A 13,791-nucleotide genomic window follows, 5' to 3' on the forward strand; every position below is an offset into this window, starting at 1 on the left:
TATAATGGCTGAAAAATCCCACTATCTTCAGAAAAGGAGGCGCTTGCCGTGACGCCCGACAAGACCAGCCCCATCACGCCGGCAGGCCTTTCCGCGCTCAAAGCGCGCTACGATCACCTGCTCGGCAGCGAGCGGCCCGAGATCGTCGAAATCGTCAGCTGGGCGGCGGGCAACGGCGACCGCAGCGAGAACGGCGACTATCTCTATGGCCGCAAACGGATGCGCGAGATCGACCGCGAGCTGGCGTATCTCGCCAAGGTGATGAAACATGCCCGCGTGATCGACCCGGCCCAGCAGCCCGACAAAAGCCGCGTGTTCTTCGGTGCCAAGGTCACGATTGCCGACGAAGATGACGAAGAACGCACGCTGACCATCGTTGGCGACAAGGAGCAAGACGCAGGCAGCGGGCTGGTCGGCTGGTCCACCCCGATCGCCCGCGCGCTGCGCGGCGCTACGGTGGGCGACCTCAAGACCGTGCGCCTGCCCGGCGGCGAGAAAGAGTGGGAGGTGATCGCAATCTCCTACCCCGAGGGACGCGACTGATGGCCGAGGTGATCAACCTGCGCAGCGTCCGCAAGGCAAAGCAGCGCGCAGACAAGACGCGCGAGGCCGAGGCCAACCGCGCGAAATTCGGCCAGACCAAGTCCGAAAAGGCGCTCCGCCAGCAAGAAAGCGACCGTGCCGAGCGGCTGCTCGACGGGGCAAAGCTGGAGAAGGACGACTGATGCGCTCGACCTATTCCGAAGCGACGGTGCGGCTTTACCACCTTGATCACGAGGCAGAAGGCGGCGCTGCTGAAACGCTGATGTACGGTACTTTCGCCGAGGCCATGGCGATGGCGTCGCAGCAACCCGAGCACGTGCAGGCTGGACTGTTCCTCGCCACCGACAATGACGTGGTCGCCTACCTCGATCTCGTCGAGAGCTAAGGCGTCGGCATTCCCTTGCGGGCATTGGCGATTTCGGTGCCCATGGCATCGCGCTCACGTGGCCCGTCGGGATTGCGCAGATCGTAGGTGATCATGCCCTGCCGCTTGCGGTCGCGCCCGGTCCAGCAGGGGTGGGCAAGCGAGAGGCGCGCATCTTCGGCCCCGGTGCGCCAGTGCTCGTTCACCGTGGCGCGCGAGAATTCGTAATCCTTCGAAAACGTCTCGTAGAGTTCGCGCCGGTTGATGAGGTGCATGATCGAGACAGCACCCGGTTCAGGATGGCTGATCAGCTCGCACAGATCCGGGTCTTGCGCCCACTCGTCGGGCAGCTTCTTCGCCAGCCGGTTGGCGGCCAGACGCAGCTGCTTGATCTGCTGCAAGAGGTCGGTGTTGAGCCGCGTGCGGCTGGAATAGCGGATGTCCTTTTCGCGCTGGCTCACGTCGGACAGGTCCGTAGGGATCGCGCCGCGGGTGTGGAACAGGTCGACTTGATAGATCGTCATGTCGGCCCCCTCCTCCTCATCGATCACGAATTGCAGCGGCGTGTTGGAAACGAGCCCGCCATCCCAATAGGGTTGCCCATCGACCTCGACAGGAGGAAAACCCGGCGGCAGCGCGCCTGAGGCCATGATGTGCTCCGGCCCGATGCGGCACTGGCGATTGTCGAACCAGGTAAGGTTGCCCGAGAGCACGTTGACCGCGCCGACGCTGATCCGGGTCGGCCCGTCGTTGAGCATGTCGAAGTCGACCAGTTCGGTGAGGGTGCGCCGGAGGGGCGAGGTGTCATAGATGCTGCTGTCCTCCAGCAGCGCCGTGGGCTCGACAAAGCCGGGCAGGCGCGGACGGAAGAAGCCCGGTGCCCCGACAGCAGCCACGAGCGCGGCGGAGACCTCGTTGAACCAGCGCCGCGCCGGGCCAGCGTCGGCAGGCGCGATTGCCGTGAGTTCGGAGCTGACCAGATCCCAGAATGCGCGCAGCTTGCCGACCACCTCATCCGGCTTGTTCCCGGCGATGATCGCAGAATTGATCGCACCGATGGAAATGCCGGCAACCCAATCGGGATGGTGTCCCTCGGCATGCAGGCTCTCGAACACACCCGCCTGATAGGCGCCAAGAGCGCCGCCGCCCTGCAAAACGAGGACCTGCGGAGGGGACGAACTGCTTTCAAGTGGCTTGGTCATCGCCGATATATGGGCGGCCTGATGCTGCACCGCAACATCAGGCCGCCACTAAGCGGTCAGTCCTCGGCCTTTTCCTCTTCGGCACAAGGATGAGCGTACTGAAACAACTCGCGGACAGATTTGCGATATCCGCCCCTCATTGCACGCTCTCGCTTGATGAACAGAACCGCTGGTATCGACAGGCTCGGTTCCGATGCGGTTTGAACTTGTGGCAGGGCTCGGGATAAAGAGGCGCCATGCTGCGCCTGTGCTCCCTTGTCTTGCTTGCCCTCGCCACTCCTCTCGCAGCGCGCGATAGCCTCGGGATATATGGCCAGTGGGGTGCATTTCGCGACGATCAGGAACCACGCTGCTATGCGGTAGCTGTGCCCACGCGCACCAGCGGCGAGAGCGACTTTGCCGCCTTCGCCGCCGTCTCCAACTGGCCGAGCAAGCGGGTTCGCAGCCAGATCCACTTCCGCACGAGCCGCGAGATAGGCGAGGACGCGCGCGTGACATTGCGCGTCGGGCGCGACAGCTTCACCCTCACAGGCAGTGCCAACAACGCTTGGGCGGAAAACCCCGAGGACGATGCCGCCATTGTCTCCGCCATGCGCTCAGCCGCCACGATGGTTCTGACAACACGCGGCGCGGATGGGCGCCGCTTCACCAATTCTTACGATCTCACCGGGGTCTCCAGCGCGATCGACGCCGCCGGTCTGGGCTGCACGGGTCGGTGACAGAAAAAAGGCCGGAGGATCGCTCCCCCGGCCCCAATTCAGACTAGTCTATCGCAAGCGATTAGAAGCGGTAGCCTACACCCAGCATCACCTGGTGACGGTCGAGGTCGACGTCGAAACGGTCGCTCTCGAGGCCGCTCGGGGCTTCGAATTCGCCCTTTTCGTAGTTCGAGTAGCGATACTCGAGCTTGCCGAAGAAGTTCTCGCCGAAAGCCTGCTCGACGCCGCCACCCACGCGCCAGCCGTCGAGATTAACGTCAGTGTCGATATCGGTGGTGTTGTCGCTTGCCAGCACGTTCATGCGGGCATTGGTGTAACCACCCTTGGCGTAGACAAGCGTGCTCGGCGTAGCGAGCACACCGGCGCGCACACCGACATAGAGGTCACGTCCGGCCTCAATGTTGGAGACGCCAAAATTATCGAAGTTGGTCGTGTCGTAGTCGGTCTTCGCCTCGGATTCGATGTACTCACCCTCGACGCCGAGCACGGCACCGCCCATGGCGAAGTCGTAACCGATGCCGACGCCATAGGCGACGTCGTCAATCGACTGATCGATGTCGTCGACATTGTCGATATCGGTGCTCGAACCCGGACGGGTGCTGTCGTAACCGACGATCCCTTCAATGCGCGGACCGGTGAAGGTCGAATTGTCCTGCGCCATGGCGGGCGTCGCGAGCGCAACGCTCGAAAGGCCAGCGATAAGAAGTGCGCGTTGGGTATTCATTATCTTACTCCATTTGGTAATCATCACACATGAAGCATGTGCATGGATTGCTGAAATGGGTATTGAGGCTTCTCCGTTCCATTAACCTCACACAACGAAAATTTCGTTGCAAAAAAGCCACACCTACGTGCGCCAAGCCGAGATTTGTGTGCGACAAACAGCCGGAACCTCTCGCCTGAATTGCTATTACCGCGCGCTAAGACCTCTTCCGGACGCAGGTTTCTTCCGGTTTGGCGCGCATTCTGGCGGGATCCGCCGCTTGTCGCCAATCCGGCACGGCTGGCCATGGGAGCGTGTGAATACGCCGCGAAGGACCATGCTTCTTCCCATACCGGCCCCGCGCGACTATATGGCGAGGCCTCATGTCAAACACCGATCTCATGCCGATTGCCGGTGCAATCGATCCCGTTCCCGTGGCGCGCGACATCACGCCGCGCCCCGATGGCCGCGTCGACCTTATCGGCCTGCCGAAAAAGCGCATCGCCGAGCTGTTTGCCGAGGCGGGGCTCGATGCCAAGCAGGCCAAGTTGCGCGCCAAGCAGGTGTTCCACTGGCTCTATCATCGCGGCGTGACCGAGTTCGAGGCGATGACCGACATCGCCAAGACCATGCGCCCTTGGCTGGCCGAGCGGTTCGTAATCGGCCGCCCCAACGTGGTCGAGGCACAGGTAAGTTCCGACGGTACCCGCAAATGGCTGCTGCAAACCGACGATGGCCACGAATTCGAGATGGTGTTCATCCCCGACGCCGACCGGGGCACGCTGTGCGTTTCCTCGCAGGTGGGATGCACGCTCAACTGCCGCTTCTGCCACACCGGCACGATGCGGCTGGTGCGCAACCTGACGCCGGGCGAGATTGTGGGGCAGGTGATGCTTGCGCGCGATGCGCTGGGCGAATGGCCGAAGGGCGCGAACGATACGCGTCTCGCCACCATGGCAGGCCTAGAAGAGGAAGAGACCGCGGCCGAATATACCGCCGATGGACGGCTGCTCACCAACATCGTGATGATGGGCATGGGCGAGCCGCTCTACAATTTCGACCATGTGAAGCAGGCGCTTACGCTGGTGATGGACGGCGATGGCCTTGCCCTCTCCAAGCGGCGGATCACGCTCTCGACCAGCGGCGTGGTGCCGATGATGGCGCGCTGCGGCGAGGAGATCGGGGTCAACCTCGCGGTTTCGCTGCACGCGGTCACCAAGGACGTGCGCGACGAGATCGTGCCGATCAACAAGAAATATGGCCTTGAGGAGCTGCTGCAAGCCTGTGCCGACTATCCCGGTGCCTCGAACGCGCGCCGCATCACCTTTGAGTATGTGATGCTGAAGGACAAGAACGACAGCGACGAAGACGCGCGCGAACTGGTGCGACTGCTGAAGGCTTACAGGCTGCCGGCCAAGGTAAACCTGATCCCGTTCAACCCGTGGCCCGGCGCGGCCTACGATTGTTCGACGCCAGAGCGCATTCGGTCGTTCTCGAACATCGTGTTCGAAGGCGGCATTTCGGCCCCCGTGCGTACCCCGCGCGGGCGCGATATCGACGCTGCCTGCGGCCAGCTCAAGACCGCCGCGCAGAAGAAGAGCCGCGCTGAACGCGACCGCGAAGCGGCGAGCGAGGCAGCCAGCGAGGCATGAGCTGGTCGGTCGAGGCACTGTGCGCCGGTCGCAAGCAGAGCTTTCGCGGAAATAGCCTCAGCGCCATTGCCAAGCTGGTGATAGATGGCCCGGTGGCGATCACGAGAGTTGGTCTGGCGGGTGACGAACAGGCCGATCCGGTTCATCATGGCGGGCCGGATATGGCCGTCCACCTTTATCCGCGCGATCACCACGCCTTTTGGCGCGACGAGATCGGCGACCATGAGCGGCTCGATAATCCGGGGGCCTTTGGTTCCAATCTCGCTGTCCGCGGAATCTGCGAAGGCGATGTGCTGCTGGGCAGCCGCTATCGGCTCGGCAGCGCGTTGATCGAGGCGTGCCAGCCGCGCCAGCCCTGCTGGAAGATCGAGCACCGCTTCGGCACCAGTGGCATGGTCAAAGCCATCCTCGCCAGCGGGCGCTGTGGCTGGTTCTATCGTGTCATCGAGGAAGGCACCGCGCAGGCGGGCGATACTCTGGAGCTTGAGCAGGAAGGCCTGCCCGGCTGGACCATGGCGCGGCTGTTCGAAGCGTTGTGGGGAACCAGCGAGCCGACCGATCCCGACCTCCTGCGCGAAATCGCACAGCTCCCCCCGCTGGCCGACAAATTGCGCGGCAAGATCATGGCGCGGCTGGACGCCTAGCACTGATCCTGTAAGATTGTTGGTAATCTAACTATTGCCAGGAGAGAGGCAGCCCCATGCTTGAAACCGCCCTCGTCAGCTGCGACGACCATCTCGACCTCAATATGCTGCCCGCCAATGTGCTGGCCGACCGGATGTCGGCGAAGTGGGGCGAGCGCGCGCCGCGAGTGAACATTCCCGACGATGGCCCCGCCAGCTGGATCGCTGACGGGAACCGTTGGGGCTTCTGGTCGGGCAAGAAAGTCGAAATGAAAGGGCCAAAGCCGCTGCTGACAGCCTATGATCGCGGCGGCGTGGAAGACCTTACCGAACTGCGCGCTGGCCACCCCAAGCTGCGCCTTGCCGATATGGACCGCGATCATGTCTGGGCGCATGTCGTCTATGGCCCGGTTACTTCAATCAAGTCGGAAGACCCGGAGTTCACCGCCGAAGCCTATGCCGCCTACAACGACTGGCTTTACGAGGACTATTGCGCCGAAGCGCCTGACCGCCTGATCGGGGTCGCGATGCTGCCGCCGCAGCCCGAAATGGCCCATGCCGAGCTGGAGCGACTGGCGAAAAGGGGCGGCTGCCGTCAGGCCAATCTGCAGATCGCCGTGTGCGAGCCGCGCCTCGAAGACAAGCGGTGGGAGCCGGTGTTCCGCCTGCTTGAAGAAAGCGGGATCGTGCTGTCGTTCCACGTCACCGTGTTCCCCAAGGCGGGGGACGCTTTCGACAAGTACAAAGGCTCGCCCGGCGCGACTTTTCTGCACGCCAAGATGTTCATCGAGCAGTTTCTCGATCCCTTCGTCGACCTGTTCGCATGGGGTCTGCTGGAGCGGCATCCGGGTGTGAAACTGGTGATCGCCGAATGCGGTGCCGGCTGGGTGCCTTGGGTGGTGGAAGAGCTCGACTATCGCCACCACCGTCTATGGGAATGTGCAGATTACTGGGACGACAAGGGCGGCATTCCGCACAAGATGAAGCCGTCCGAAATCTTCAAGCGGCAGATCTATGGCACCTTCCAGCAAAGCCCCACGACCATGGCGCTGACCGATTTCTGGGGCCCGGACAACCTGTTGTGGGCGAGCGACTATCCGCACCCCGACAGCATCTGGCCCAATTCGGTGCCGACCATCGAGCGCACCATGGGCCATATGGATCCGTCGCAGGTGGCGAAAATCGTCGGCGGCAATGCGGCCAAGCTCTACGGGCTCGACCTCGGCAAGGCGACTGTGCGCGCACGGCTCAATGTCGGGAATGATCGCGAGGCGGCCTGACACTGGCTGTGACGCATTCTGTCTCAAGCTGAAAACATTTCGGCCCTGAATGCGCATCCCAACGATCCGTTCATCTCCGGTTGGGGAACACTGAACGAGATTGATCGTCGAGCCAGCACAACGCTGGACCGACGAAAGGATCGAGCCATGAAAAAGACCTTGCTTACCCCCCTCGCCGCCATGGCTACGGCTGCTGCGGCCCTGACTATTCCCGCCGCACCGGCCGCGGCCGATCCGCCGCGTTGGGCACCTGCCCACAGCTATGACCGTAACCACGACCGCTATGACGTCCGCTACGATCGCCGCGATGACCGCCGCTATCGCGATGATCGCCGTTACTACGACGACCGTGGCCGCTATCGCGAACCGCGCCGCGTGAGCCGCGATGACCGCGTGTGGCAGGGCCGCGACGGCCGCTATTACTGCGAGCGTGGCAACGGCACGACCGGCCTGATCGTCGGCGCTGCCGGTGGCGCACTGCTCGGTCGCACCATCGATACGCGTGGCGACCGCACGGTCGGCACACTGGTCGGCGGTGTGCTGGGCGGCCTGCTAGGCCGCGAGATCGACCGCGGCGAGGCGCGCTGCCGCTAAACGGTTTATCGAAGTCCCCAAGGAGGGCGTCGCATCGCAAGGTGCGGCGCCCTTTCTGTTGCACTGAGTATCCTTTCCGGATACCTAAATCCGCATGCACCGCGCCGGCCAGAAAATCCGCGCCTTTCGCGAGGCGCACGATCCGCCGCTCAGCGCGGGCGAATTCGGCACGCGCTATGGCGAGCCATGGGCCAGCCGCACCGTCTATGGCTGGGAGGCGCAGGGCAAGATCCCGCGCGCAGCCACGCAAAAGCGTCTCGCCGAACTAGGCATCTGTGAGCCTTCCGATTTCCTCGAACCCGCCCTCCCCCGATCCGAGAAGACCCCGATGAGCGACACGCACCCTTTCTACGACATGCACACCCACGGCTTTGTGCGTGTCGCCACCAGTACCCCCTGCGTGCGCACCGCCGATGTCACGTTCAACCGCGAGGGCATTCTCGACGAGGCCAAGCGGGCGCACGATGCGCATGTCGATCTGCTGCTCTATCCCGAGCTCAGCCTCTCGTCCTATGCGCTAGACGACCTGGTGATGCAGGAAGCGTTGCTCGAAGCGGTCGAGCACGAGATCGAAACGATCCGCAAGGCCAGCGCGGAGCTGACCCCGGTGCTGGTGATTGGCGCGCCGCTGCGCCGCAATGGCCGGATTTACAACTGCGCGGTGGTGATCGCCCATGGCGAGGTGCTCGGCGCGGTACCCAAGAGCTATCTGCCCAATTACCGCGAGTTTTATGAGAAGCGCTGGTTCGCCCACGGGCGCGACTGCCGCGACCTGTGGATCGCGATCGACGGCGCCGAAGTACCGTTCGGGGTCGACCTGCTGTTTGCCGCGCAAGACCTGCCCGGTTTCACCTTCGGGATCGAGATCTGCGAGGATTTCTGGGCCCCCACCCAGCCCGGCACCCTCGCCGCGCTCGCCGGGGCGACCATCGTGCTCAACCTTTCGGCTTCGAACATCGTCATCGGCAAGTCTGAAGAGCGGCATCTGTTGTGCCGTGCCAGCTCCGCGCGCTCGGTCTGCGCCTATGCCTATTCGGCCAGCGGGCACGGCGAAAGCACCACCGACCTCGCCTGGGACGGCCAGGGCATGATCTACGAGCTGGGCGACCTACTGGTGGAAAGCGTGCGCTTCGATCTTCAGCCTGAGCTGTGCATTACCGATATCGACACCCGCCGCATTCTCGACGACCGGATGCGCATGGGCACCTTCAACGACTGCGCCGAAGCCGAAGGACGCCCCGAAGACAGCTTTCGCACCGTCGCCTTCGACCATGCCCCCGCGCCGGGCGATATTGGCCTGATCCGGCCGATCCGCCGCTTCCCCTTCGTGCCCGATCGCCAGCACCGGCTCGACGAGGACTGTTACGAGGCCTTCAACATTCAGGTCGACGCGCTGATGCGCCGGTTCCAGTCGACCCATGCCAAAAGTATGGTGATGGGCATTTCCGGCGGGCTCGATTCGACGCACGCGCTGGTGGTGGCGGCCAAGGCCTGCGACCGGCTCGGCCTGCCGCGCACCACCATTCGCGGCTACACCATGCCCGGCTTCGGCACCTCTGATGGCACGAAGGATAACGCGTGGAAACTCATGCGCGCGCTCGGCATCACCGCCGAAGAGATCGACATCCGTCCCGCCGCCGAGCTGATGCTGAAGGATATGGGCCACCCCTATGCGAACGGCGAGCCGGTTTACGATGTGACCTTCGAAAACGTGCAAGCGGGCCTGCGCACCGACTATCTGTTCCGCCTTGCAGGGCATCATGGCGGCTTCGTGATCGGCACCGGCGATCTTAGCGAGCTGGCGCTGGGCTGGTGTACCTACGGCGTGGGCGACCAGATGAGCCACTATGCAGTAAACGCGGGCGTGCCAAAGACACTGATCCAGTACCTCATTCGCTGGGCCACCCGAACCGACCAGTTCGACCCGCAGACCGACGAGGTGCTCGAAGCGATCCTTTCCACCGAGATCAGCCCCGAGCTGGTTCCGGCAGGCGAGGACGAGAAAATCCAGAGCACCGAGTCCGTGATCGGCCCGTATGAACTCAACGACTTCTTCCTTCACCACGTGGTGCGTTACGGACAGAAACCTAGCCATGTCGCATTTCTCGCCTGGCACGCCTGGCGCGATCGCAACGCGGGCCTGTGGCCGCACGCCTTCCCCGAAGGCAAGAAGAACGAATACGACCTAGCCAGGATCACCGGGTGGCTCGACAAGTTCCTCGCCCGCTTCTTCGGCTTCAGCCAGTTCAAGCGCAGCGCCATTCCCAACGGCCCGAAGGTGAGCGCCGGCGGCGCGCTCAGCCCGCGCGGCGACTGGCGCGCGCCGAGCGATGCCGTGGCCGACCTGTGGAAGGCCGAGCTTAAGGCGAATGTGCCGGAGACCTGACCTCGGTTGACTTTGCCCGGCTGGCGCCGCCCGCTCAGCCTTCGGCAGGCGTGACCTTGATAACCGCTCCCTCGGCCATGTCGGTCAGCAAATAGACCGCCCCGTCTGGCCCCACGCGCACGTCACGCCAGCGTTGGCCAAGCTCTTTCAGCAAGGTCTCAGGCTGATTGAGCGGCATCCCCTGCGCATCGGTGTCGTACCGCTGCAAGCCTTCGGTGAAGGTGGCCAGCAGCAGGTCGCCCTGCCAGCCCGGGAAAGCATCGCCTTTATAGAAAGCGATATTGCCGGGGTTGAGGCTCGGCGGTCCCCAAGCGAGTACCGGATCGATCTTGCCCGGTACCTTGCTGATCGCTTCTGCCGGTTCGCCGTTATAGTGGAAGCCCTGCGTCACACTGATCCAGCCGTAATCGCCGCCGCGCATGATCCGGTTCAGCTCGTCACCACCGCGCGGGCCGAACTCGGTCTCCCACAGGTCGCCGGTGAAGGGATTGATGGTGAGGCCGAGGGGGTTGCGATGGCCGGTTGACCACACCTCGAGCCGCGCGCCCTCGCGCCCGACCCAGGGGTTGTCGGCGGGCGCGGAGCCATCGGTGTTGATGCGCAAGATCTTGCCGAAGTGGTTATCTTCAGATGCAACCATCTCGCCATAGTTGCGGTCGCCACTGGTCACGAACAGGTGGCCTTCCCCGTCGAACAGCAGGCGCCCACCGAAACTTCCGAAGGCGGGCCCCTGTCCGCAGCACCGCTCGGGCTGGGTCTTCGGGCCATACCATGGCGCGGCGAGGAAGATGTCCTCGACATCGTGCAGCTCGTGCCCGCCTTCCCACGAGGCCCGCGCCACGGCCAGCGCCTGTTCGTCCGCACCCGAGGGATTCGGTTTGGAATAGGCAAGGTAGATCAGGTGATTGTTCTCGAAGTCGGGATCGAGCACGACATCATTGAGCCCGGCGATGCCCAAGGCATATATCTCCGGCAGCCCCTCAATCGGCTCTGGATCGAGCGTTCCATCACCCGCAACGATACGCAGCCGCCCGGGTCGCTCGGTCACCAGCATGGAGCCATCGGGCAGGAAGGCCATGCCCCACGGATTGACCAGACCGCGCGTCAGCACCTCGACATGGATTGGCCCTTCGGCGCTGTTGAAATCCCACGGCCCCTCGCCCAGCGCTGCGCCCATGAACGGGGCCGGCGCGGGCGTCGGCTGCGATGCCGCGGGGGGCGCATCCTGCGCCAGTGCCTGACATGCGCCAAAGGCCAGCGCCAGCGCGCTCGCCGCAGTTACGATCCGGATCATTGCATTCCTCCCCCGCGCCGCGGCCTTGCTATGGCCGCGGCAAATTGACTTTATCCTAAATAGAAAGCCGCTGTTTCGCGATGGTGCAAGACTCTTTTGCAAAGGCGGCCTTTGCAAGCAGGGCGCGGGCGTGCAAATCTGCACGCGATGCTGCACCGCAACCTTTACCGCTTTGGCTCGATCGCCCGATGATGCGCAGTGTGCTGGTAACGGGCGGGGCGCGCCGCATCGGTGCAGCTATTGCGCGGCGCTTTGGCGCGGCGGGGTGGCATGTCGCAATTCACTATCGCCGCTCGCGCGCGGAGGCCGAAGCCCTCGCTGCCAGCCTGCCAAGCGCGCGTACCGTGCAATGCGACCTACTGGATGAAGGCGCGCGCACAGCTCTGATGCACTCGCTGGCGCGTGAGCTTGGCGACTGGCGCGCGCTGGTGAACTGCGCGAGCCTGTTCGAATATGACAGCCATGACGCGCTCGATCCGGATGTCTTCGCCCGCGCCATGGCGGTGAACGCGCGCGCGCAGGTGCAGTTGGCAAGCGCCTTTTTCGTCCATGCCCGGTCAAGCAGCGGGCGGCGCGTGATCCAAGTGACCGACCAGAAGCTCGCCAACATCAACCCCGACTTTTTCAGCTACACCATGAGCAAGGCGGCGGTCGATGCGGCGGCGCGGATGTTGGCACGCTCTGCCGCGCCAGGTGACCGGGTCTATCGCCTTGCGCCGGGTGCGATTCTCGCCAGCCACGACCAGACCGGCGACGAGGCCGAACACTCGCACCGGCTTAACCTGCTCAAGCGGCGCACCGAGGCGGGAGAAGTGGCGGAGGCCGCGCTGTTCATGGCCGAGGGTCATCTCGCCAGCGGACAGCAGCTTTTCGTCGATTCGGGACAACACCTGCTTTGTCAAAACCGCGACGTGATCTACCTTGCCCGCGAGGAGAGCCAATCGGCATGACCAAACTGGGCAAAATCAAACTGGCCAAACGCCACGCGCTTTCGACCCGCCTGTGGCACTGGATCAATGCGATCAGCGTGATCATCTTGTTCATGAGCGGACTGACCATCTCGAACGCCCACCGCCGCCTCTATTGGGGCGACTGGGGCTTCGACAGTTCGCAAGCCTGGTTCGTGGCGCCGATGTTCCCCGGCTGGGCGACGATCCCCACCCGCTACAGCCTCGCCCTAGCGCGCGACTATCACATCGTCTTCGCGCTGGTGTTCGGCTTTTCGCTGCTCGCCTTCATGCTGATCGCGCTACTCAACGGGCACTTCCGGCGCGACCTCTTCGCCCGCGCGCGCGAATGGTCTCCCGCCCACATCTGGCTCGACATCAAAGAGCACCTGAGGCTCAATTTCGAGCCGGTCGAGGGCAAGTACAATATCCTCCAGAAAATCTCCTATTCGGGCGTGGTCTTCGTGCTGCTGCCACTGATGGTGTTCACCGGCATGGCGATGAGTCCGGGCATGGAGGCGGCCTGGCCATGGCTGAGCGATATTTTCGGTGGTCGGCAAAGCGCGCGCTCGATCCACTTCATCTGCGCGTTCGCCTTGCTGGCTTTCCTCATCGTGCATGTGCTGCTGGTGGTGCTGTCCGGCCCGATCGGGCAATTGCGCGACATGATTACCGGAGGGCAGCGGAAATGAAGCGGCGCAACGTTCTCGTGGGCGCACTGGCCGCCTTTGTCTCGGCGTGCAACGAGGTGAGCGAGACCTCGGTATTCCGCAATCTCGTCGACGGCGCGCAGAGCTGGCACCGCGGGCTGCACCGGGCGCTTGGCTTCGGCCGCATCACCATGGCCCCCGAATACAAGCCGAGCGAAGTGTCGCCGTTCTTCCGTGGCAATGGCAGCCGCGATGTCGACACCGATGCCTATCGCCAGGCCGAGGCCGAGGGTTTTGCCAACTGGCGGCTCAGCGTCAGCGGGCTGGTCGACAACGAACTCAGCCTCTCGCTCGCGGACATCCGCGCCATGCCCCAGCGCACCCAGATCACCCGGCACGACTGCGTCGAGGGCTGGAGTGCCATCGGCCAGTGGACCGGGCCGCAGCTTTCGCAGGTGCTCGATGCTGGAGGCTTGCGGGAGGGCGCGCGCTTCGTGGTGTTTCGCTGCGCCGATACGCTGGGTGGCTCCGAATATTACGAGAGTGTCGACCTCGACGATGCCTACCATCCGCAGACCATCATCGCCCACGAGTTGAACGGCGAACCGCTGCCCGTGCTCAACGGCGCGCCCTTGCGGATGCGGATCGAGCGGCAGCTGGGTTACAAGCACGCCAAATATCTCACCGGCATCGAAGTGGTCGACAGCCTTGCCCCGATTGCGGGCGGCAAGGGCGGCTATTGGGAGGACCGCGCGGACTACCAATGGTATGCCGGTATCTAGCGACACCGGGCCTACTCACCCCCCGCGCATTGCCACCGTGTGATTGACACAC

Annotated in this window: 15 protein-coding genes; 12 read left to right on the top strand and 3 right to left on the bottom strand. The window is 63.7% G+C overall.

Annotated features, from left to right (window positions below):
• Positions 1-48 precede the first annotated feature (48 nt).
• Genes E0473_RS03895 through E0473_RS03905 form a run of 3 tightly spaced genes read left to right on the top strand, consistent with a single transcriptional unit; the run spans position 49 to position 928 of the window.
• On the top strand, positions 49-543 hold the full coding sequence (locus E0473_RS03895; protein ID WP_137679516.1) for a GreA/GreB family elongation factor: 495 nt from the start codon (positions 49-51) through the stop codon (positions 541-543).
• On the top strand, positions 543-725 hold the full coding sequence (locus E0473_RS03900; RefSeq protein WP_137679517.1) for a DUF4169 family protein: 183 nt from the start codon (positions 543-545) through the stop codon (positions 723-725). Before E0473_RS03895 ends, E0473_RS03900 begins: the two co-directional genes overlap by 1 nt.
• Positions 725-928, top strand: a complete 204-nt coding sequence (locus tag E0473_RS03905) for a hypothetical protein (protein ID WP_137679518.1) — start codon at positions 725-727, stop codon at positions 926-928. The genes E0473_RS03900 and E0473_RS03905 overlap by 1 nt, the downstream gene beginning before the upstream one ends.
• Here E0473_RS03905 and E0473_RS03910 read toward each other — a convergent pair.
• Entirely contained in the window at positions 925-2,109 is a 1,185-nt protein-coding gene (locus E0473_RS03910; RefSeq protein ID WP_137679519.1) for a DUF3734 domain-containing protein, read from the bottom strand. The two genes, E0473_RS03905 and E0473_RS03910, sit on opposite strands and share 4 nt — an antisense overlap.
• 236 nt (positions 2,110-2,345) lie before the next feature.
• On the opposite strand from E0473_RS03910, the gene E0473_RS03915 reads away from it, so the two are divergent.
• On the top strand, positions 2,346-2,828 hold the full coding sequence (locus E0473_RS03915; protein WP_137679520.1) for an invasion associated locus B family protein: 483 nt from the start codon (positions 2,346-2,348) through the stop codon (positions 2,826-2,828).
• Positions 2,829-2,889: 61 nt separating this feature from the next.
• Here the strand turns inward: E0473_RS03915 and E0473_RS03920 are convergent, their stop codons facing one another.
• Positions 2,890-3,552 (bottom strand): outer membrane protein, encoded by a 663-nt coding sequence (locus tag E0473_RS03920; RefSeq protein WP_137679521.1) that lies wholly within the window; start codon positions 3,550-3,552, stop codon positions 2,890-2,892.
• A gap of 362 nt (positions 3,553-3,914) precedes the next feature.
• On the opposite strand from E0473_RS03920, the gene rlmN reads away from it, so the two are divergent.
• The 5 genes from rlmN (at position 3,915) to E0473_RS03945 (ending at position 10,066) form a co-directional block, all read left to right on the top strand.
• Positions 3,915-5,183, top strand: a complete 1,269-nt coding sequence (gene rlmN / locus E0473_RS03925) for a dual-specificity RNA methyltransferase RlmN (RefSeq protein ID WP_137679522.1) — start codon at positions 3,915-3,917, stop codon at positions 5,181-5,183.
• Positions 5,180-5,827, top strand: a complete 648-nt coding sequence (locus E0473_RS03930) for an MOSC domain-containing protein (RefSeq protein WP_137679523.1) — start codon at positions 5,180-5,182, stop codon at positions 5,825-5,827. Before rlmN ends, E0473_RS03930 begins: the two co-directional genes overlap by 4 nt.
• A gap of 56 nt (positions 5,828-5,883) precedes the next feature.
• Positions 5,884-7,086 carry an amidohydrolase family protein gene (locus E0473_RS03935; protein ID WP_137679524.1) on the top strand — a complete coding sequence of 401 codons (1,203 nt, stop codon included), beginning with the start codon at positions 5,884-5,886 and terminating at the stop codon, positions 7,084-7,086.
• Positions 7,087-7,233: 147 nt separating this feature from the next.
• Complete coding sequence (locus tag E0473_RS03940) at positions 7,234-7,680, top strand: glycine zipper 2TM domain-containing protein (protein WP_137679525.1); 447 nt, start codon at positions 7,234-7,236, stop codon at positions 7,678-7,680.
• Positions 7,681-8,008: 328 nt separating this feature from the next.
• Positions 8,009-10,066: an NAD(+) synthase gene (locus E0473_RS03945; protein WP_137680046.1), complete on the top strand. Its 2,058-nt coding sequence runs from the start codon at positions 8,009-8,011 to the stop codon at positions 10,064-10,066.
• Between the two features lie 34 nt (positions 10,067-10,100).
• On the opposite strand, the gene E0473_RS03950 is transcribed toward E0473_RS03945, so the two are convergent.
• Positions 10,101-11,360: a PQQ-dependent sugar dehydrogenase gene (locus E0473_RS03950; protein ID WP_137679526.1), complete on the bottom strand. Its 1,260-nt coding sequence runs from the start codon at positions 11,358-11,360 to the stop codon at positions 10,101-10,103.
• 188 nt (positions 11,361-11,548) lie between these two features.
• Here E0473_RS03950 and E0473_RS03955 point away from each other — a divergent pair, with 188 nt between their 5' ends.
• The 3 genes from E0473_RS03955 to E0473_RS03965 are packed head-to-tail and all read left to right on the top strand — an operon-like array spanning position 11,549 to position 13,739.
• Positions 11,549-12,310, top strand: a complete 762-nt coding sequence (locus tag E0473_RS03955; RefSeq protein WP_137679527.1) for an SDR family oxidoreductase — start codon at positions 11,549-11,551, stop codon at positions 12,308-12,310.
• Positions 12,307-12,999, top strand: coding sequence for a cytochrome b/b6 domain-containing protein (locus tag E0473_RS03960; RefSeq protein WP_137679528.1), 693 nt, complete (start codon positions 12,307-12,309; stop codon positions 12,997-12,999). Before E0473_RS03955 ends, E0473_RS03960 begins: the two co-directional genes overlap by 4 nt.
• On the top strand, positions 12,996-13,739 hold the full coding sequence (locus tag E0473_RS03965; protein ID WP_137679529.1) for a molybdopterin-dependent oxidoreductase: 744 nt from the start codon (positions 12,996-12,998) through the stop codon (positions 13,737-13,739). The genes E0473_RS03960 and E0473_RS03965 overlap by 4 nt, the downstream gene beginning before the upstream one ends.
• Positions 13,740-13,791: the final 52 nt, after the last annotated feature.

It is taken from the genome of Aurantiacibacter suaedae, from assembly GCF_005434915.1.
Classification (GTDB): domain Bacteria; phylum Pseudomonadota; class Alphaproteobacteria; order Sphingomonadales; family Sphingomonadaceae; genus Alteraurantiacibacter; species Alteraurantiacibacter suaedae.